We start from the raw sequence: 20,336 nt of genomic DNA on the forward strand, positions 1-20,336 counted from the left end.
GTTAGTCGGCTTGGCGGTGAAGTGCCGCATAACCATCCCGTGTTTGTGGGGTTTTTATGTTCAAAACCTTGCCCGCAATCAGGTTACGCAGCATCTGCGCAGTTCCGCCACCGATGGTGAACATCCGCGCATCCCGCACCATGCGCTCGATCGGATTGTTACGGGAATAGCCGCCAGCACCGTGCAATTGCAATGCATCATTCGTAACTTTAACGGCCATTTCCGATGCAAAAACCTTCGCCTGAGCGGCAAGCATCGGTTCAGGGAAACCTGATTCCTGATATTCGGCACTTTTGGCAGCGCGCCAAATCATCATGCGCGCGGCATCGATTTGGATCGACATATCTGCCAACATCCATTGAAGACCCTGAAATTCGGCGATGGGTCTGCCAAACTGCTCACGCTGTTTGACATGCTCACAGGCTGCTTCGAAAGCCCCCTGCGCAATGCCAAGCGCCACCGTCGCCGCCCCAACACGCTGGGCATTATAGGCGTTCATCAATCCCGCAAATCCCCGTTCGATGCCTTCAGGTGGTGTGATCAGCCGGTCAAATGGAAGAGTCAGGTCGTTAAAATGAACGGCGGTTTCCGGAATGCCACGCAGCCCCATCGTCGGTTCACGCGCGCCAATGTCGAGGCCTGCCTCACCCAGGAACGCCATAAAACCGCCAATCCCTTTGAAAACGCCGTCCTCAATAACGCGGGCAAAAATCAAGTGCAGGCGCGACACTCCACCGCCCGTAATCCAGTGTTTGGAACCGTTAAGCACCCATTTATCGCCATTTCGAACAGCAGTCGTTGTCATTTCTGTCGCGGCACTTCCCGCGCCTGGCTCGGTAATGCAAATCGCGGGTTTGTCGCCAGACAGCACATGCTCGGCGGCTGTCTTGCGCTGTTTCGCGGTGCCATAGGCCAAAATAGCGCCCACCGCACCCATGTTTCCCTCCACGACAATACGACCAGAAACGCCACAGCAGCGGGCAAGTTCCTCCACAACCAAAGCGACCTCAAAACAGGATAGCTGCTGCCCTCCAAGGTCCTTGGGAACAGACATTCCCATGAAACCGGCTTGGCTGAGCGCAGTCACGACCTGCCTCGGATAGGCTTCTGTTCGGTCTGTTTCAAAAGCTGAGGGCCTTGCCACCTGTTCGGCCAAGGCGCGTGCACGCTGCTTCAATTCGGCTTGATCATCGGTCAGAAAATGCAGCGGATCGTCTTGAACAAATCTGTCGAACATCACGAAACTCCGATTGGGGAACTGCTGATATACTACATCATTTGCATTCTTAACGGTAACGAGTTTTTCGATTTATTTTCGTAAGTTTTTCCAATGTTAAAGGGCATTCAGAAAGGTTTGTATCAATGCATCCGTAGCGGCACCGTTCATTACCAGAGCACCAATATCCCGCATGTGCGGAGGATCACCAAACGGTACTGATCTTAACCCAGGCCAAACACCTGATTGTCCACGGCATACCGGAACAATGGCCACACCCAATCCTTCGCGCACCATGACCCGAATGGCATCCAGTGAGTCAATTTCCATTGTCGCATTGACCGAGATCTCGCGCGACTTCAAATGTGCCTCGATATCACTGCCAGCCCATGTCTTGCGATTGAACCAGATAAAGGGTTGGCACGTCAGCAGCGCATTTGCGTCGCCAGTGGCGTCTTGGGGCGCTATGACGACCAGCGGTTCATGCGCGATGTGGTGCCATTCGAGCCCTGGCACAGGATGCGGTGGTTTAGTGCAAACAACAACATCCAACCCACCCTGAGATAATTGCTTGGCAAGGTTATCGGAACTGCCGCTACGCACATCAAAGGACAATTCCGGGTGCAGGGCTTTTAGTTCGGCCAAGGCACCGGGTAGAAAACTGCTCAATACCGTCGGAACGGCACCAACGATCAGACGTCCGCGAACCAATTGGCCTTGAACCACGTCATGCGAGGAATCAAAGAGAGCCACGACTTTGCGCGCGTGGTCCACCAAGGCACGCGCCTTGAGCGTCGGTATCGGAGGCCGGGCAGTACGATCAAAAAGGACAACGCCCAATTCATCCTCTAATCCCTTGATCTGAAGACTTATTGCCGAATGAGAACGGCCTATTGCCTTTCCCGCCGACGCAAAAGATCCGGTGTCAACCACGGCAATCAAGATGCGCATCTGAAGAATGTTCATGGAACCAATAGCCAATACCTTTTAGCGCGCCCTGGACAATTTCATGCAATACTAAATGACCACGTCCCGCGGGTCCATCGGATCGGGTCGGCCAGCACAAAACGCCATTCCAGATCAGTCGCAATTATGATTTGAATACAGATGAACAACAGAGAGCAGAAACGTGATGGACCTAGAGGGATGCCCCGAAAAGCAAATAATGCAAGCATCACATCGGGTATGTTCCGTAGAAGAGACACTGGCACGCATCCTGCCCATGAAGCATGAGTTTGGCATCACACGCATCGCCAATGTAACCGGTCTGGATCGAGTCAATATTCCCGTCGCGATCGCAATCCGACCCAATGCGCGATCTATTGCAATCTCGCAAGGCAAGGGGCGAACCTATGCTCACGCCAAAACATCCGCCCTTATGGAGGCCATCGAGATCTGGCACGCTGAGCATTTCGAAGGCGAGGTTTACTACGCCAGCGCCGCAGATCTTTCGCGAACACATCAAATGATCGATCTATCCCGACTGCCGCGAACGCCGGGACCAGATTTGCCCATGACGATGCGAATGCATTGGGTCAAAGCTCTGGATCTGATGAGCGAAACGGAAAAACTGGTGCCCCTGGAGATGGTCCACGCAGATTACACACACCCGGTTTCGGGCGATTGCGGATTCTTCCCGGCAAGCACAAACGGTTTGGCCTCGGGCAACCATTTCCTCGAAGCGACCTGCCATGCGATTTGCGAGGTGATTGAACGGGACGCCTTGTCCGTGTGGTATCACTTGCCCGTCGATGCACGGCGCGCAACCCGGCTTGATCCGGGATCGCTCACCGCTGCAGGGCATGTCGCGACCCTTGAAAAATACTCAAACGCCGGACTGACCTGTGCAATGTGGGATGTCACAAGTGATGTTGGTGTGCCAACTGTACTCTGCCTGATTTATGAAAACGACACCGCGGCGGGGCATATTGGCCTTGGTTCAGGCACGCATCCGGATCCGGAAACGGCATTGCACCGTGCCATGAACGAAGCCGCACAAACCCGGTTGAATTATATCACCGGGGCACGGGAGGACTTGTTTCACGACGAATACAGTCTGCAAGGACGTCAGCACAAAAACGATTCCTTTGCCGACTTGCTGATCGAGCATCCACAGATGCGCAAAATCAGTGCAATGACCGGAGTCGTCAATAGAACCCTGCAGGCCGATCTTGAGTGGCTTAAGGCAAAACTCGGCGCGGCGGGCATTGAAGAAATTACCGTTGTCGACCTGACGCGCAGGGAATTCGGGATCCCGGTGGTGCGGGTGGTCATTCCGGGTCTGGAAGCGCCCCACGACGATGCCACGTACATTTTGGGTGACAGGGCAAAGAGCGCAAGGGGTCGGATCACGATATGATAATCGTCCTCGCGGGCCCGTCCATTGCAACGCTCAAACCGCCCTGCATGGGTAAGATCGAGATACGCCCCCCCGCTCAACAAGGGGATATCTATCTGGCCGCTTTGGAAAAACCGGATGCGATTGGTGTTATTGACGGGTATTTCGAAGGTGTTCCTGCGTTGTGGCACAAGGAAATCTTATGGGCCATGGCGCAAGGCATTCCCGTCATGGGCGCTTCCAGTATGGGGGCGCTTCGGGCGGCAGAGCTGGAAGCCTTTGGCATGATCGGTGTCGGCGCGATCTTCGAAGACTACCGTGACGAAAAGCTGGAGGATGACGATGAAGTTGCGCTTTTGCACGGCCCGCAGGAAGTTGGATACCCCGCGCTAAGTCTTGCAATGGTAAACGTGCGTGCGACGCTCAAGGCTGCGCGCGAGGCCAAAAGCATAACGCATTCTCAAACAGAACAGATTCTGAAGTTGGCGAAATCAGAGTTCTACAAAACCCGGACCTGGGACAGCGTCTTTGGCGCAGTAGACTCCAGTATTCTGTCAGAGCGAGAGGCTCATGATCTGCGCAACTGGATCAAAACCCACGGCATTGACCAAAAGAAGTTAGACGCGATGGCGCTTATTGATCGACTTGAGAACGGTCAGTTCGAACTCCCCCAGCCAAATTATCATTTTGAGGAAACCGATCTTTGGCTCAATGCCACAAAGGTCTGGCGCCAACGAGAGAGATCCAAACCCAACATTGAGGAAGACGGGTATCGGCTGCTTGGGTCCATAACCGCATTGGACGAATAGACGGAAGCTCTTTTTTGCGTTAGCCATGGGGGAGCAACGGCAACTGGAGAACACCGTATCATGGCCGGAACGCGGTTCAAATTGTTCCCCCAACCCCGATTTTTGGACGATTATCGAGAGCCTGAGATTGTTGAGGTTTCTTCACCCGCCGGCAGCCTTGCGCCGGGTCCTTCTGATGATCGTATGTACACTATTTTTCCCATTGGGAAAGAAGATCCCTACGGCATTGCGCCTGATGGTTCCGCAGTCCTCGCACCACCATGGCAAGGCGCAATAGAACCAATGGCAATGCCGGATGCGGAAGGTCACTTTGACTATCTGGAACCTGGCACGCCTCAGTTTGAAACAGCGCATCTGTTTGGTACCGTGCGCTTTGTGATGGACATCTGGGAGGATTATTTTGATCGCCCGATCCCGTGGCAAAGCGACAAGACACATGATCGCCTTGAGCTCACCATTCTGCACTCGCTGGAGAACGCCTATTCCGGGTATGGTTTCATTGAAATGGGTGTGGATCTCTCGACGGGCATTCTGAAACCTTTCAGTTTGAACTTCGATGTAATCGCACATGAACTAGGTCACGCGATCATCTATTCCGAGATCGGCGTGCCAGATCCGAACAATGTCACAGGCGAATACTTCGGGTTCCACGAAAGTGCCGCCGATCTTGTCGCGTTGTTATCCTCACTGCATTTCAATTCCCTGGTGGACCTGCTGCTGGAGAATACCAGCGGCAATCTTTACATGCTGAACGCCGTGAACCGGATGGCGGAACTTTCAGAAAACAAGCAGATCAGGATCGCGGCAAATGACAAACGGCTGAGCGAATTTGCCCAGGGCTGGGTCAAGGAACACCACCTTTCGCAACCTTTGACCGGGGCATTCTTTGATATTCTAGTCGATCTTTTTCACGAAATGCTGCTGGATTACGATGCCATTTCACCCGAAATGGAGGATCTGTCAGATCAGCTTCTGGCGACATCGCAATATGCCCCAGTAATGCAGGACCTGTTTGACGAAGCCTACGCCGCCAATCCGGATAAGTTCAAAATGGCGCTGCTGGATGCGCGTGATATTCTGGGTACATATTTGGCTGATACCTGGCAAAGACTGAGCCGACAGGACCTGAATTTCGTTGATGTCGCTGATGTTTTTCTCGACGTTGACCGCGCGCATACCGGCGGGCGGTTTGAACGCCTCATAGAAGGAAATTTTAAACTGCGCGATATTGGCTATGTCGAAGTTGGCCCGCAACTGGAACCTTTAGGCAAGGATAGTCACGCAAATTCGGTACGTACGATTGTTCCATTGGACTGAAAAACGAGAATACGCTAAGTATTGAATAGAACCGGCTAAACGGGAGTAATTTTCGCTCCTGAAAGGAAAAAAGTTATGTCAGAATCAATCTTTGCATCTTCATCCATTGTCTTGTTCGGCCGCGAGGTTGATGATCTGGCGGTGATCAAAAAAGCCGCGGCCACGGCGACAACTTTCAGCAAGGACAAGAACCAGTTCGCTCGAATTTATGGATTTACATATGACGGGACGTACTATGAGATTCCCACGCCTGTATTGTTCATGACGAGCAGCAAGGGGGTCAAGGCGTCGACTGTCGATGTACCCGGGCCGAACCCGAAGGAAAAGAAGTTCTTCGAAAGCCTGCTGGCATGGACCGTAAGCCAAAAGGATGAGACCGTGCGTCTCGATGTAGACCAGGGCAAATTTGAAGACGTCTTGCTCGCAGTTGGGATCGATGGGATGGGCACAGGTGTTGGTGCAAACCGTGTATCGGGCGCCAAAGTTTCGGGCGCCAAGGTCTCCGGGGCCAAGGTTTCTGGTGCAAAAGTATCCGGAGCTCGGATTTCAGGCGCGCGCGATTAGAAAAGGCTAGCGTCGCGCCTCAAAGCCCTGCGCGTTTCATGCCATCATAAAAGTGCTGAGTATCCTCTGCGAACTTGTCCGGCTGTACCGACGCCCAGCGTTCAACAGAGAAATTGGGATGCGCTTTGCGCACCAAATCTGCCTGCGCCCGAGCTTCATCGAGACGATCCAGATAGGCATAGCTCGCCGCGAGGATACGACGACCTTCGGTGGGATTCTGCATTGTTTGAATTGCGTTTATTGCGTCTTCATATTGCTCGAGCGCGAAATAAGCGCCACCCAGATGCCAGATGTATTGGTCGGGGTAAAACGGGTTTAGGCGCATGGCTTTTTGAAGCATTTCGACAGCTTCTTCGGAACGTCCCATGTGCACCAATGCATCTGCCATGTCTGACATGACATCGGCGTCGTTTGGATTTAGCTTCAAAGCCCGCTCATAAGAGTTAATCGCCGGATCGTGCTCTTTGCGGTAAAGATGCGCAAAACCAAGTTCGCCAAAACCACGCGCGTCGGCCTCGTCCAGATCAATCGCCTGGCGTGCAAAAATCAATGCATCATCCAATGCAGCTTCTGGGTTGTCAGCCCAATCATAGCGCCAGTCCAGGTTGAAAGTACGGGATTTTGCCGCATAGGCACGTGAATACCGTGAATCACTGGTAATGGCGTTCTCGTACAGCCCACGTGCCTGACGTACTTCCGGTTGCGTATATTTGTGCACGTGTCGATGACCTTTGAGTACAAACCCGTAGGCCATCAGATTGGCTGGCGGCAACAAGCGCATACGATCCCGTTCAGTCGCTTCAATCCGCGCGGCTGTCGCGCTGACAATGATCTGCGTGATCTCATCCTGCAGATCAAAGATATCTTCGACGTTACGGTTGTATTGTTCACCCCAAATGGTTCGGTCTTGCAAGGCGTCCAGGAGTTGTAGAGTGATACGGATCCGGGAGCCGGCCTTGCGCACCGTCCCGTCGACCGCATAACGGACACCCAACTCCCGCGCGGCCTGTGCCGGCGATTTAGTACGGTCCATATACATATTCGCGGATCCGCGCGCGATCACGAAAAATTCCTGAAACCGTGACAGATTGGTGGTGACGTCTTCTGTCAAGCCTTCTGCAAACCACTGATCATCCGTGTTGCTCCCCTGAAATCCAAAAGGCAGAACGACGATGGACTGGTTCGCGATGGGGCGTTCTTTGAACTCAGCAGAGTTTTCGAGGTTGCGGCGCAGTCCTGGCGTCATGGCCGCGGTCGTCGGGTTTTCATGCACTTGAAAGACATCGATTGTTCGGCCGATGTTCTTGAAATCCTGACCGCCAAGATATTCGTAACCATAGCCTAGCTTGTTGCTGACATGATCATAGGCGGCGCCTGAAATACACACTTGCCCAGGTGAGGCAAAAGCTTCAATCCGAGCCGCAATGTTGATGCTTTCACCGGTAATTTCATCGCCACTGACAAGTATTTCACCAAGATTGATGCCAAACCGGAACCAGATCTGCTCTTCTTCCGACAAACCTTCGTTTTCAACCGCCAGCGTTTTTTGCATTTCTACTGCAAAAGTAACTGCGTCGACGGCGCTTTCGAACACCATAAAAGCATTGTCACCTGCTGACCCCTTGAAATCACCGGAATACGCGCGAATGGATTCACGGAATTTTTCCAGTCGGTTAGCAACTGAGATGGTTGTACCGACCTCATCCACGCTCATCATGCTGCTAAAATTTGCCACGTCGGCAAAAACGATCGCCACAAGGCGTCGCCTGAGATTTCTGCGCAATCCAGATGTATTCTCTGTGCTACTCACGGCCCTCTTTCCAACAGGTCGGTGTAAATGAAAGGTCGCAGGATTGCATCACCGTTTCAATGACCTGCTCTCTTTTGGCTAACCATTCCGAACCCAAAATACCAGCAATTACGATATCTTTTCTTTCGCCTTCAACGAACCACCCTTCACGGAACTTCCCCTCATCAATAAATCCAAGCTTATTGATTGCCCGTTTCGTTGCAGCATTGTCATCACGATAAAAGGTTGTAACCCGGTGCAATCGCAGGCGCTTGAATGCAAGATCCAAAACGCACACCGCCATTGCCGATGCCAGTCCCTTCTTCCTGAAAGGCTTGGCAACGAAGAAGGGCAGCACCCCATCTCCTTGGATGTAGTTTACAGATTCCAGCCCCGCGATACCAAGAGGTTCACCGTTTTCAGTTTCGGCAATGAACCAAAACCCGCAGGGAGATTTTTGATATTCGATGGATTTGCTCCAACTTTCACGAAGCGCGTCCTCACTTGTTGGAACGGGAAGCGACCTATCAAAAAGGGCGACGTCCTGAAAATCCCAGAACCAGTTTGAAATATTTGCAATGTCGGCAAGCGCCAAGGGACGCCAGGTGATGTCTCCAGTGGTTTCTATTGACATAGAGTTATTCCTATCAAACTTTTTAAAAATTGATCGACGCCGACCGCGCGTTTCAGCTCCGTGACAGCGTTTCGCAAAAGAAACTACGTCGAGAATGTTAATAACCCAAAGTATGACCGCCCTTACCCGCTTTGCAACATTTTTAAGCACTCAGTTCAGCATTCCACTGTCCAGGATCGCAGGAAAAAACTGACAAGGCTCCAATTTCAAAAAGTCTTTTTATGGCGTAGACGTCTGAAACCGGGCTGGAAAAGGTTCAATCCATTCTCAAAAGACCTCAAACGCCAAACCCGTAAAATGCACGTTTTGATGGACAGAGAAAATCTGCGCGCGGCTGACCCAAAACACCAAAACAATTCCATTTTTATCTGATAACGGAGCATTAAGCGCTCACATATAGTAGTTTTTCAGGTTTCTTGAGAGTTCCAATGCACCTGAAGAACGACGCTATAGCTGGGGACACCACCAAGCTGCTGGTCGATGCACTGGCGCTGCCCGCCTTCATTGTTGGTTTGGATCACTCTGTAATCTTCACAAACGCCCTGGCAGACACCCTCTTGCTGGATAGCGAGGGTAATTCGCTTCTCGGTCGTTCCATACAATCCCTTCTCTCGCAGGACAAAGAAACCCAGTGCTTGGACGAACCGTTCTTTTCCCTCACGCAGACCGCTACCCGTACTGTCCGTCTCAATTCTGTCGGATCCAAAAGCGTCGAATTTTCTGTTTCCGCCCTGAAAGATCCGCAGGGTTCTGTCTTCAGCTATTTGTTTCAATGGCAACGACCTACGGAACAATCGCTCCAAGACGGGTCAGATGCGACCGGCCTGCATCGCGACACCAAACCAAGACATGTGGGAAAAGCCGCTGAAAAAACGGGTCAATCCAGCTGGGAGACGCGCTGTCATATCGAGAACGATTGGCGTTGGCAAACAACGATATTAAGCGCGAACCACGCTATTTGGGACCATGATTTTGAGCGAGATCAGCATTTTGTTTCCGAGACCTGGCGTCAACTGCGAGGTCTTTCTCAAGACGATCCATTCCCAAAATCCAATGAGGCTTGGTTGGAAACCATTCATCCCCAGGATGTTGACCATATTAAGAATGAGCTCCGGCGTCTCGATTCCCAGGAGACAGACATCATTGACTACAAGTTCCGGCAAAAACACACGCTCGGACATTGGGTTTGGTTCATGAGTAGCGGTCGTGTCATGCGCCGTGATAAATCGGGCCTGCCGGCGCGTATCATCGGGACTGATACGGACATTACCGATATCAAAACTGTCGAGTTGGAACGACACCGGATGGCAGATCGTCTGCATATCGCAATGGAAGCCGCTGGCATGGCGAGATGGGAATTCGACGTAGGAGCGAATTATGCGTATTGGGACGATCGCATGCTTGAGATCTTTGAGATCACGGATGGCATAAATATACGCAGCTCAAACGCTTGGGCAAACTACATTTATCCAGACGACAGAGAAGCAACACTCGCATTAGCGGCAGAATGCCTTGAACAAGGGAAAGACATAGCATGCGATTATCGTCACATGCGAAAAGACGGAAGCATCAGGCATATCCGGACACGCGGCAAATACGTTCGCGATAAAGAACACGGAGCACGATACTACGGCGTCAACTTTGACGTAACGCGCGATTACGAGCGCGCAGAAGAACTTGAACAAGCGCGGGCCCGTCTGGAACATGACAGCCGCCACGACGCACTCACGGGTTTAGCAAATCGCAGATACCTCGACGATGTATTCACGCGACAGTCGCAATATCTGGACCGCGCAGATCTCAGGCCCGCAATCCTTCACTTTGACATCGATTATTTCAAGCAAATAAATGACACTCTTGGACATGATGCAGGTGATGCCACTCTGAAACACGCCGCAGAAATCCTGAGAAAAAACGTGCCCGAAGATGCATTGGTTGCCCGCGTGGGGGGAGACGAATTCGTCGTGCTCCTGCTGAGTGCGCCCGACCCTTCCGAGTTGGAAGAAATAGCCAAGAATATCATTGGCGACATGTCACAACCGTTTTTTTATGGATCTCAACAATGCAATACGGGAACCAGCATTGGCATCGCTGTAGCCGAAGATGCGGAACCCTTGGACAACGGGTTGTTCATCAACGCCGATCTTGCACTCTATGCGGCAAAAAAGGCAGGTCGCGGCCGGCTTCAGTTTTTCACCCGAGAAATGAAAACAGAGGCGCGCCGTCGGAAAAACTCTTTTGACGCTCTGCTGGCGGGATTTGATAACGGCGAGATAACTTGCCATTACCAACCACAGTTTGACGCACAAACCTTGGAAATGACGGGTTTGGAAGCCCTTGTGCGGTGGGAAAGCAAGAAATTTGGGTTGATTATGCCAGATGAGTTTCTGTCGACCGCCGAAGACATGGGTCTAGTGGCGCATTTCGACGAACTCGTCTTGAGGAAGACACTGCACGATCTTGAAAAATGGGAAATGCAAGGATTTGATATCCCAAGAATTTCCGTCAATGTTTCATCGCATCGACTGAACGACCCTACTCTGATCAAACAGTTAAAACCTATGGGTATTCCGGAGGGTAAGATAGCATTTGAATTGCTTGAGTCCGCATTTCTGGATCTAAAAAACGAAGTTATCGAACGGAATCTAAAACAGATAGAACGTATGGGTATCGACGTGGAAATCGACGATTTCGGGAGCGGGCATGCCTCGATAGTAAGCTTGCTACAAGTTGCCCCGAAGCGTTTGAAAATCGACCGTTTTTTGATTGAGCCAATTGTGGCTTCAAATCGTCAGCGAGATTTGATCAAAACCATTATCGGGATCGGCCAAATGCTCGATGTACAGGTTGTCGCAGAGGGCGTAGAATCCTGGGAACATGTCAAGGTCTTGCAGGAAATCGGATGCTGTTACTTACAAGGATACGGTCTGGCGCGCCCTATGGACGCTGAAGGGGTGAGTACATTCATGCGAGAGTTGGTAACCAAAAATGGATGTCTGGCATTTGGTTGAAAACGTACATTCGAGCGCCTTGGAGCTGGCAAAATGGGGCTATCTCATGTCGTATTAACCGATTGCTCCCCTAGCCCCGTCACGAAATGGCCAGACCAAATTTACCGAGATCCCAACTTGCAAAAATTCGACTCGAATCATGATTTCGAGATGACATTTGTTCTGACTGCATCATTGCGTGATTTCGCATAACAAAAAGTCCTCGGCGCGATTAATCTTGTCGTTTCGCGACCATGTTGCCACACCATGTTCGGGAGCGCTGTAGCTTGTGAGCAAGTCCATACCTTTGAAAAACTAATTCATAAGTGCTTGATCGGTATAAACCGGTCGCTTCTTCCTCGATCGTTTCAATAGGGTCTACGTGATTTTCTCTATTCTTGTCTTCGTCGCAGCACGGTGTACGATCGTTCGGTTCGGTGGGTTAACTTCTCAAGGAGGAAGTTGAGGCATTCTGCACCTGAAAATCGCGGTTGCTCGCAAGACTCCCCGTTGGATCCTAAATCTGATTTCAGTTGTGCATCGGCGCCAGATTTTTGGTGACGTGCCGCTGATTCTTTCAACAGAAAGCCTCGCTCAATCGATCCGGTTCAACAGTTAGGATGCGACGCAGCTTGTGCGGCGTGGCGGAAGCGCTCCCAACCTTACTATGAAAACACTTCGGGAACCCTGGCAGAAATGACGTGCCTTTAGACCTGTTTGATATGCCAGCAAAGCACAGCCTTTCGAACAACAATTTTCGCAAAATCCGCTCCGCATACACCACACGGCCCTTTGCATGGTCGCATTCTTGCGCAAAAGACCCAGATGTTTAGCTTAGCCGGGCCACGTGAAAACTGTATCATACCTGTTATGTTTTGGTTGAGCGTGGGGACGCGAAAGACCGTGTATTTGTCGCTGCAAAGAGTTGACTAATCGACAGTTTTGGGGCGGTGATTCTCAAGTGCTTTGATGCACGTGAACGTATTCTTGGGCAGGACAATCGACAGCTCCATCAAATTGTGTGCGGCGTTACCTACCAAGTCTGTCAGGGTACATGGACCATCGCTGATTAGAACCGTCGAAGACGATCAGCGTGCAGAAACACGCGAGGCGCAAACGCGTCCGGTGAGTCCCAATCCGCGCGCATTTCAGGGGCTGTTCGCATCCAATTCCAATCTGACCATGCTGTTTTATCCGGATAATGACCTTGGCTTGCTGAAAACATCTGTCACGAGACCTTGATGCCGTGATGTTAGCAGCTTCGCCTCAAGCCTTTTAGCGGGTGGCGGCAGCGCCGCTTACGCGGCACCTAATCGCCGGCCAGTATATCCGCCGGTTCGCGACATCCAGCATTTTGGTAGCATTCGGAAAGTTTCGCTGCCCCTCCTCAGTCTGCGCTAAGATTTCTATGCGATCAAACGGGTGCTTACTCATCGTCACTCATCCCAAGTTCAAACTCCAGTTGTTCACTTGAACAAGAGAGCAACATTCCTGATTTGCCGAAGGATGACACTATCGCTTCGCGGTGACAAAGACGCAGAACATTACTCTTGATTGCGTTTTGCGTTTAATCGTAAGCAGCCGAAAATCCCCCCCGCAGCCGTCGCGGCTGAGATACCGACCAAATATCACGGGCTTAAAATCTCGCGCGAAGCATTGCCCATTTAGGTGTACGTTACCGGGCTCCGATGATCGTGCACATCAGTATTGCAGTTTCGTTTGAGCTATTTTTACTGAGTTTCGTTCACAATCATTCGAGTTGCCGCCCGCCAAACTGTAGTGCTGGGACGCATCCATGTAGACGTCTTAGCGCCCTGTTTCGGTACCACCACATTGGTTGGTCGCTTTAACATCTCTGCTCGCACCTGCGGCTTCTTCAGCGCAGCCGCACCAGCAGAAGCTACATTTTTTTGACTCATGTATACATGTGTGCTTGTATGCAAACAGGGGGAGACTTTGAAAAATCTTTCAACCAGCCTGTCTGATGCATCGCGGAACTTTGCCGCGACGATAGACAAAAACAAACCCATGGGCGGTCAAATCTACGACGCCATCCGGCTCAGCATCATTCTGGAAGAATTGAAGCCAGGCGGAACGATCAACGAAACGGCTCTGGCATCTTGGTTTAACGTTAGTAGAACGCCAGTCCGGGAAGCGTGTCAAAAATTGATTGAAGATGGCCTTGTTGAAACGCGAAGCAAGGTTGGAACAGTGGTGGCATCTATGGACGAAGCCCGGGTGCGCGAAGGAATTATCATCCGCAGGGCGTTAGAACGTGAAGTTGTGCGCTTGCTATGCAAAAGCGACGTCGACTTTAGACCTCTGGATAAAATCATCGCACTGCAACGCGTCGCTTTGAGCCATGAAGATCACATTGAGTTCTTCCGCGTTGATGAAGAGTTGCACGCGACCCTCGCGACGCTCGCAGGAATACCGTCTGCCTGGCGTTTGTCGCACTCCGTCAAGGCGCATACGGACAGGGCACGGATATTGCTCACAAGGCATTTGCCAAACCGCATCAATACCGCATTTGATGAGCATCTGGAAATCATCGAGGCGATCAAGTCACGCGATGTCGAACTGGCACAGGCTCTGATCAACAAACATATCAATTCGGCCCTGGAATCTGTAGGTCACCATGTTTGATCTGGAACAAAATTCTGCAACCAAGTGTATTGTTTTTCTCGCTGCGAAGCGATTGGGGCGGTCTATCAAAACTCGACGATCGGTATGTTTGCAAATTGAAACCAATAGGTCTGGCTCGATCGAAGCTGCAATGGTTTCCGCGTCGCTTGAGCCTGTCCGTGATCCGAAAAACTCCAAATCGCGCTACTTACTACTGCAAAATCAAATATCTAAGAGACTGAAATATAAAACCGGTACGGTGCATCACATCGAGGCGGATCGGTATGCATCGAGGCGATATGTGACAGACCTTTACGACTGGAAATACTTGCAGCCAAAACCCGACTGGCTCGAGCATGGCTTAAAAAGCCCTGTTACCGTTGACGCGGCACGAAAGGAGCATTCTCTTTTGGCAGCGTCTTTTCTTCGGATTGAGGAAGGACCGGTTATGAGGAAGCATCCAGGATTGTTGCGCATTGTGTCCTGCGGTTTTTTTAGGCGGACAAAACAAAGCTATACCGTCGTGGATCCCTCCAAGGGATTTAACGCTCGGTCGCAAAAGCAGGTCGCGTCGCGCACAGCATTTTCTTGGGTACGGGTGGGGCGCACAAGGCGGTTTCAAATCGAAACAAGGGAAACGACGCGATTTCGGACCATCACCTGCGAGGTATCAGACAGCCCATTCAAGATCGGTGCTGCAAATGGCGAACTGTGGTCAAGGTCAACGCTAAATGATCTGAACTATTTGGTGAACAGCAAGTTTATCGCGAACTGTGAGATCAGAAAACTATCGCAAGAGGATGACGCCCCGAATTCAGCTAGAAACGCGGCGCCGGGTCTCGTTCAAAAATGCCTATTGGCGAGGTTAGCCGCATGAAAGAGGTATGGCGCTGGTTTGGGCCTCAAGACATGGTCTCAATTGAGGAAATCGTACAAACAGGTGCGAGCGGCGTAGTTTCAGCATTGCACCATCTCGCCAACGGCGCGGTTTGGGCACCAGAGGAAATCAAAAAACGTAAGGCTGAAATCACAACGCATGACGATGGCAGGCCAACCGGATTGACTTGGGATGTCGTGGAAAGCCTTCCGGTGTCCGAGGAGATTAAAACCCAGACCGGTGCATGGCGCGCGCACATCGAAAACTACAAGACCAGCTTAGAGAACCTGGCGGCTGAAGGCATCAAAGTCGTATGTTATAATTTCATGCCCGTGCTTGACTGGTCGCGCACCGATTTGGATTGGGTACTGAACGATGGCGCAACTTGCATGCGGTTTGACCTCGTCGACTTTGCAGTTTTCGATCTTTTCATTCTGAAACGGCCCGGTGCGGAGGTTGATGTGCCCCGCGACATACAGAAAAAAGCGCGGGACCGTTTTGAAACCATGGCGGATGAGCAGCGGCAAGCGCTGGTCCAGAATGTGGTTCAGGGCCTTCCTGGCGCCAACCAAAGTCTGACACATGATGATTTGCGCGTGTATCTTGCGCGATATCGCGGAATAGATGCCACGCTTCTGAAAGAAAACCAATACGCGTTCTTGAGGGAGGTTGTGCCAGTTGCGGAACGTCTCGGCATGCGCCTGTGCTGCCATCCCGATGACCCGCCATTTCCCCTGCTGGGACTGCCACGCGTAATGTCCACTGAACAAGATTACATGGAACTCGTCCAAGCAATTGACAGTCCAGCAAATGGCATAACACTTTGCAGCGGTTCATTGGGTGTCCGGGCCAAAAATGATCTGCCTGGGATGATGCAGCGTTTGGGAAAACACGTGCATTTCTTACATCTCAGGAACGTGCATCGCGACAGCGAGATCGTACCTACATCATTTCATGAAGCCGCGCATTTGGCAGGATCCACCGACATGGTGGCATTAATTGCCGCGGTCCTTGCGGAAGAAACACGTCGTTTCACAACCGGTGAGACAGTTTGTGAAATTCCAATGCGACCGGATCATGGCCATAAGATTGCGGATGATTTCAAACGTCCGGTCCAGCCGGGTTATCCTTACATTGGCCGATTGCGCGGGCTTGCGGAAATACGCGGTGTTTCGGCAGCGCTGGTGTCCTCTTTTGCTCAGCATTCCCTGACCAAAGATGATGCGGAGTCTGACCCGTGAGATATCATTGTGTTTATGACTGCGCCCCAGAAAGAAGAGGCGATCCAGAGAGGACCGGCGTTGGAACATGTCACGCTTGTGCGACCATCAAACGTCGTAAGCCTGCAGGCGTATTTGCGTTAATACCTGATGCAGGCTTTTCGACCGATCAAAGCCTTTCTCCAAACTTTTTCTCGCTTGACGCCTATTTTCTAGCGATCCCTGCGATCCACAAAAGTGAGTTATTTTCGAATTTCACAGAGGTACGCGATGGTTAGGCACAAACCGATGAGACTTGCCGTTATTGGCCTTGGGATGGCCTCAAAACCACACCTAGCAGCTCTGAAACGGCTTGCGGGCACGGTTGAAGTTGCGGGCGTGACCAATCGCAACGGGGCACGTCGCCAAAAAGTGGCTGATCAGTTCGGATGGCCTTGCTTTGTGGACATCGACGCCATCTGCAACTGTGAGACAGTGGATGGCGCCATAATCATCACGCCGCCCAATGCCCGACATGAAATCGTGGATAAACTATCTGCAGCGGGCAAGCACATCCTGATGGAAAAACCCGTAGAGCGTTCTTTTGAAAACGCGCGGCGGATCGTCGATCTTTGTGAGAAACGAGAGGTTGCGCTTGGTATTGTCTTTCAGCACCGCTTTCGAGCCGGTGCTGTCGCGTTGCGCGATCTTATTCAATCCAAAAGACTTGGAGACATCTACCTAGCGCGAGTGACGGTGCCTTGGTGGCGCGACCAAAGCTATTACGATCAAGACGGCAGAGGGCAATACGACTCCGATGGTGGCGGCGTTTTGATTACTCAAGCCATTCATGTCCTTGATTTGATGTTGAGCCTCACCGGGCCGGTCAGTTCAGTTGTCGCGCTGAAGGGCACCACGCCGTTACATCAGATGGAAGCGGAGGATTTTGCGTCAGCCGGCTTGCGATTTGAGTCCGGAGCCATGGGATCGATTGTCGCAACAACTGCCAGCTTCCCGGGCAGCGCCGAAACCTTGGAACTGGATACGCAACATGCAGCATTGCGCCTGACCGCGGGCGAGCTGGTTGTACATTGGCGCAATGGAGAAACGGACAAATTTGGCGAAGTAACCGGGACCGGCGGCGGCAGCGATCCGATGGACTTCCCATGTGACTGGCATCAAAGCTTGATCGCGGACTTTGCCGCCAACTGGCAAGCAGGTACGCCGCCCTCGGTTACAGGGCGCTCCGCATTAAATGTACACGCGTTGATTGATGCCATTGAGCGTTCCGCCCAAAGCGGACGTCAAGAAAACGTGGAGACATTGGTATGACCGCTCTCAAATTCGCAGCCCTCGGATTGGATCACCGCCACATCTACGGCATGGCCCAGGGCATGGTGGATGTTGGCTGCACCTTTTCAAGTTACTGGACAAAAAGCGAACCACAGCCTTTGGCCGGTTTGGTCAAGCGGTTTCCGGATGTGCCGCGTGAACATGATTTGCAAGCAATTCTGGATGATCCTGAAATCGCATTGGTGCTGATTGCAGCACCACCTGCCGATCGTGCGGCGCTTTCATTACGGGCCATGCGACATGGCAAAGACGTTATGCTGGACAAGCCGGGCTGCCTGACGCTGCAAGAGCTGGCTGAAATTGAGGCCTGCATTAAATCTACGGGCAGGATCTGGAGTGTGAATTTTTCAGAACGTTTCGAGGTGCCTGCCGTCACCTTGGCCGATGAGCTTCTGGCTGAGGGCCGCATCGGACGCGTGGTCCATGTTCTGGCGGTTGGGCCACATCGATTGAATGCGCCTATGCGGCCGGATTGGTTTTGGACCGCGAAAGACTATGGCGGTATTTTGGGCGACATCGGCACCCATCAAATCGACCAGTTCTTACATTTTACGGGTTCGACAGACGCCACGATCACGCGTTCAACCGTTGGTAATTTAAACACGCCGGATCATCCGGAGTTTCAAGATTTTGGAGAGTTGAACTTAAGCAGTGACACGGCGCATGGGTATGTGCGGTTAGATTGGTTTACGCCGGATGCTGCACCAAATTGGGGTGACGGGCGGCTGACGATTTTAGGCACAAAAGGCTTTATTGAACTGCGTAAATACATGGATATCGCAGGTCAGCCCGGAACGGATCATGTGTTTCTGGTCAATGGCTCGGACTGTACGCGCTTTGATGCTTCCCAAGCGGGCACACCATATTTTGCGCGGCTGCGTACTGACATTGAGCGGCGCAGCGAAACGGCCTGCCCACAACGCCACACGCTGACCGTGATGCGGTTGGCGATAGAAGCACAACAAAAGGCAATTCATTTGAACTAAGCGACGAGGTCGCAAATTAGCAGGAGCTCTGCACCCACCTTGGAGGAGAAACTATAATGAATATCAAACAAATTATCACCGGGGCGTTCACAGCCGCCCTTCTCGCGGGTCCAGCATTGGCGGACACTTGGCCCAGTAAACCCATTCAACTGATCGTGCCTTGGGGAGCAGGCGGCGCGACCGATCAGGTGACACGTGTTGTCGCGGCGGAACTTGAAGGCGCCTTGGGACAAAGCGTCGTCGTTGTAAACCAGCCCGGCGCTTCTGGATCGATTGGGTCGCAAGCCGCATGGGATGCGACGCATGACGGATACACCTGGACTGCTGGTGCAGCAAAGGATCTGGGCACTTATGCTGTCACAGGCAAAATGGACACATCGATTAAGGATTGGGACCTCTACCTGAATTCCGCTCTGGCGAGCGTTATCAGCGTTCCGGCCAATTCGGACATCACGAATTTGGATGAGTTTCTGGCCGCTTTGAAAGCCGGTGGTCTCAAGGTCGGTACGTCCGGGGTCAACTCGGCTGGGCATTCCACTATCGAAGCGCTTTCGGCAGCCGTTGATGGCAGCTACGTACACGCATCATATGATGGTGGAGCCAATGCAGTTTTGTCGACTGTGTCGGGTGAAACAGACGCAACGACACAGCTTATTTCTGAACAGATCGACATGCTCCGCGCGGGTCAGCTCAAGGCAATTGCAATCATTTCGGACGCAGATGTTGAGGTTCCAGATGTCGGGACCGTGACTGCAGTGACCGCAGCGCTGCCGGATTTTGCCGTTGCACCGATCTATTTTGGCCTCTTTATGCCTGGCGATGTTCCGGCAGAAGTCAAAGAAAAAATGCAAGCTGCTTGGAATGACGTCATTGCGAATTCAGCAGCACTCGCCGAGTACACTGAAGGTCGTGGCTCGATCAAAACTGTTTATTCGGGAGACACCGCGCAAGATAAAGTATGGGCATCCATTCAATTGAATGCATGGCTGTTGCATGACAGCGGACAGTCATCCGTGGATCCAGATAAACTGGGCATTGCGCGTCCATAAATGGAAACCAAGGCGTCGCCGCGTTTTGTGGCGACGCATCTGTATTGCATTGCCCAAAACCGAAAAATAGTCATCATGACCAACGCCAAGCTGGACCGGGCCCTAGGGGTTCTATTCGTTCTGATCGGAAGTCTCGTTACTTACGGTGCGGCTTTGATGCCGCGCTACGGCGAGCGGGACGCCCAAATCTATGAAGCACCCGGATTCACACCGGCGCTTTTGGGTATCGCATTGGCTATCTGCGGTGTGCTTTTGGCATTCCGACCTGCGAGTGACACGCAAAACACATCGTTCTGGGACGAAGTTGCCGGGTCATCAACGTCGCGAAAGCGGGCCGGCGCGGCATTAGGGTTAACCCTCACGTATGGCGGCCTACTCTTTGGCAGAGTTCCCTATTTCGCGGCCACATTCGTTTTCGTCTTTGCTTTCATTTGCACGTTCGAATTGCTTTTACGCCCCGCAGACAAGGCCAATCTGCGACCAACTTATTTGAAAACGATTGTTGCCGGCGCCGTGATCGCCACACTTTGTGCCGGGATTTCGCAATACGCCTTCGAAACCGTGTTTCTGGTTCAACTGCCCTGAGGTCG

Annotated in this window: 16 protein-coding genes; 12 read left to right on the forward strand and 4 right to left on the reverse strand. The window is 52.0% G+C overall.

Annotated elements, in window-relative coordinates:
* Position 1: 1 nt before the first annotated feature.
* Positions 2 to 1,237: a 3-sulfinopropanoyl-CoA desulfinase gene (gene acdA, locus R8G34_09640; GenBank protein MDW3223130.1), complete on the reverse strand. Its 1,236-nt coding sequence runs from the start codon at positions 1,235 to 1,237 to the stop codon at positions 2 to 4.
* 96 nt (positions 1,238 to 1,333) lie between these two features.
* Positions 1,334 to 2,182 (reverse strand): LysR family transcriptional regulator, encoded by an 849-nt coding sequence (locus R8G34_09645; GenBank protein MDW3223131.1) that lies wholly within the window; start codon positions 2,180 to 2,182, stop codon positions 1,334 to 1,336.
* Between the two features lie 199 nt (positions 2,183 to 2,381).
* On the opposite strand from R8G34_09645, the gene R8G34_09650 reads away from it, so the two are divergent.
* The 4 genes from R8G34_09650 (at position 2,382) to R8G34_09665 (ending at position 6,244) form a co-directional block, all read left to right on the forward strand.
* On the forward strand, positions 2,382 to 3,575 hold the full coding sequence (locus R8G34_09650; GenBank protein MDW3223132.1) for a YcaO-like family protein: 1,194 nt from the start codon (positions 2,382 to 2,384) through the stop codon (positions 3,573 to 3,575).
* Entirely contained in the window at positions 3,572 to 4,363 is a 792-nt protein-coding gene (locus R8G34_09655) for a TfuA-like protein (protein MDW3223133.1), read from the forward strand. The genes R8G34_09650 and R8G34_09655 overlap by 4 nt, the downstream gene beginning before the upstream one ends.
* A gap of 183 nt (positions 4,364 to 4,546) precedes the next feature.
* A complete protein-coding gene (locus tag R8G34_09660) occupies positions 4,547 to 5,680 on the forward strand; it encodes a hypothetical protein (protein MDW3223134.1) in 1,134 nt (377 codons plus the stop codon).
* Positions 5,681 to 5,755: 75 nt separating this feature from the next.
* Positions 5,756 to 6,244, forward strand: a complete 489-nt coding sequence (locus R8G34_09665) for a hypothetical protein (protein ID MDW3223135.1) — start codon at positions 5,756 to 5,758, stop codon at positions 6,242 to 6,244.
* 19 nt (positions 6,245 to 6,263) lie between these two features.
* On the opposite strand, the gene R8G34_09670 is transcribed toward R8G34_09665, so the two are convergent.
* On the reverse strand, positions 6,264 to 8,054 hold the full coding sequence (locus R8G34_09670) for a tetratricopeptide repeat protein (protein ID MDW3223136.1): 1,791 nt from the start codon (positions 8,052 to 8,054) through the stop codon (positions 6,264 to 6,266).
* Positions 8,047 to 8,667 carry a GNAT family protein gene (locus tag R8G34_09675; GenBank protein ID MDW3223137.1) on the reverse strand — a complete coding sequence of 207 codons (621 nt, stop codon included), beginning with the start codon at positions 8,665 to 8,667 and terminating at the stop codon, positions 8,047 to 8,049. The genes R8G34_09670 and R8G34_09675 overlap by 8 nt, the downstream gene beginning before the upstream one ends.
* Positions 8,668 to 9,095: 428 nt before the next feature.
* Here R8G34_09675 and R8G34_09680 point away from each other — a divergent pair, with 428 nt between their 5' ends.
* The 8 genes from R8G34_09680 to R8G34_09715 all read left to right on the forward strand — a co-directional run bounded on the left by R8G34_09680 (position 9,096) and on the right by R8G34_09715 (position 20,331).
* Positions 9,096 to 11,678: an EAL domain-containing protein gene (locus R8G34_09680; GenBank protein ID MDW3223138.1), complete on the forward strand. Its 2,583-nt coding sequence runs from the start codon at positions 9,096 to 9,098 to the stop codon at positions 11,676 to 11,678.
* Positions 11,679 to 13,685: 2,007 nt separating this feature from the next.
* A complete protein-coding gene (locus R8G34_09685) occupies positions 13,686 to 14,303 on the forward strand; it encodes a GntR family transcriptional regulator (protein MDW3223139.1) in 618 nt (205 codons plus the stop codon).
* A complete protein-coding gene (locus R8G34_09690) occupies positions 14,296 to 15,159 on the forward strand; it encodes a hypothetical protein (GenBank protein MDW3223140.1) in 864 nt (287 codons plus the stop codon). Before R8G34_09685 ends, R8G34_09690 begins: the two co-directional genes overlap by 8 nt.
* Positions 15,156 to 16,400 (forward strand): mannonate dehydratase, encoded by a 1,245-nt coding sequence (gene uxuA / locus R8G34_09695; protein MDW3223141.1) that lies wholly within the window; start codon positions 15,156 to 15,158, stop codon positions 16,398 to 16,400. The genes R8G34_09690 and uxuA overlap by 4 nt, the downstream gene beginning before the upstream one ends.
* 267 nt (positions 16,401 to 16,667) lie before the next feature.
* The gene (locus R8G34_09700) at positions 16,668 to 17,690 is read left to right on the forward strand and encodes a Gfo/Idh/MocA family oxidoreductase (GenBank protein ID MDW3223142.1); all 1,023 of its coding nucleotides are present in this window, start codon (positions 16,668 to 16,670) and stop codon (positions 17,688 to 17,690) included.
* Positions 17,687 to 18,697 carry a Gfo/Idh/MocA family oxidoreductase gene (locus tag R8G34_09705; protein ID MDW3223143.1) on the forward strand — a complete coding sequence of 337 codons (1,011 nt, stop codon included), beginning with the start codon at positions 17,687 to 17,689 and terminating at the stop codon, positions 18,695 to 18,697. The genes R8G34_09700 and R8G34_09705 overlap by 4 nt, the downstream gene beginning before the upstream one ends.
* Before the next feature lie 56 nt (positions 18,698 to 18,753).
* On the forward strand, positions 18,754 to 19,746 hold the full coding sequence (locus R8G34_09710; protein MDW3223144.1) for a tripartite tricarboxylate transporter substrate binding protein: 993 nt from the start codon (positions 18,754 to 18,756) through the stop codon (positions 19,744 to 19,746).
* Positions 19,747 to 20,331 carry a tripartite tricarboxylate transporter TctB family protein gene (locus R8G34_09715; GenBank protein MDW3223145.1) on the forward strand — a complete coding sequence of 195 codons (585 nt, stop codon included), beginning with the start codon at positions 19,747 to 19,749 and terminating at the stop codon, positions 20,329 to 20,331. It begins immediately after the preceding gene.
* Positions 20,332 to 20,336 lie beyond the last annotated feature (5 nt).

Source organism: Paracoccaceae bacterium (genome assembly GCA_033344815.1).
Lineage (GTDB): Bacteria > Pseudomonadota > Alphaproteobacteria > Rhodobacterales > Rhodobacteraceae > Roseobacter.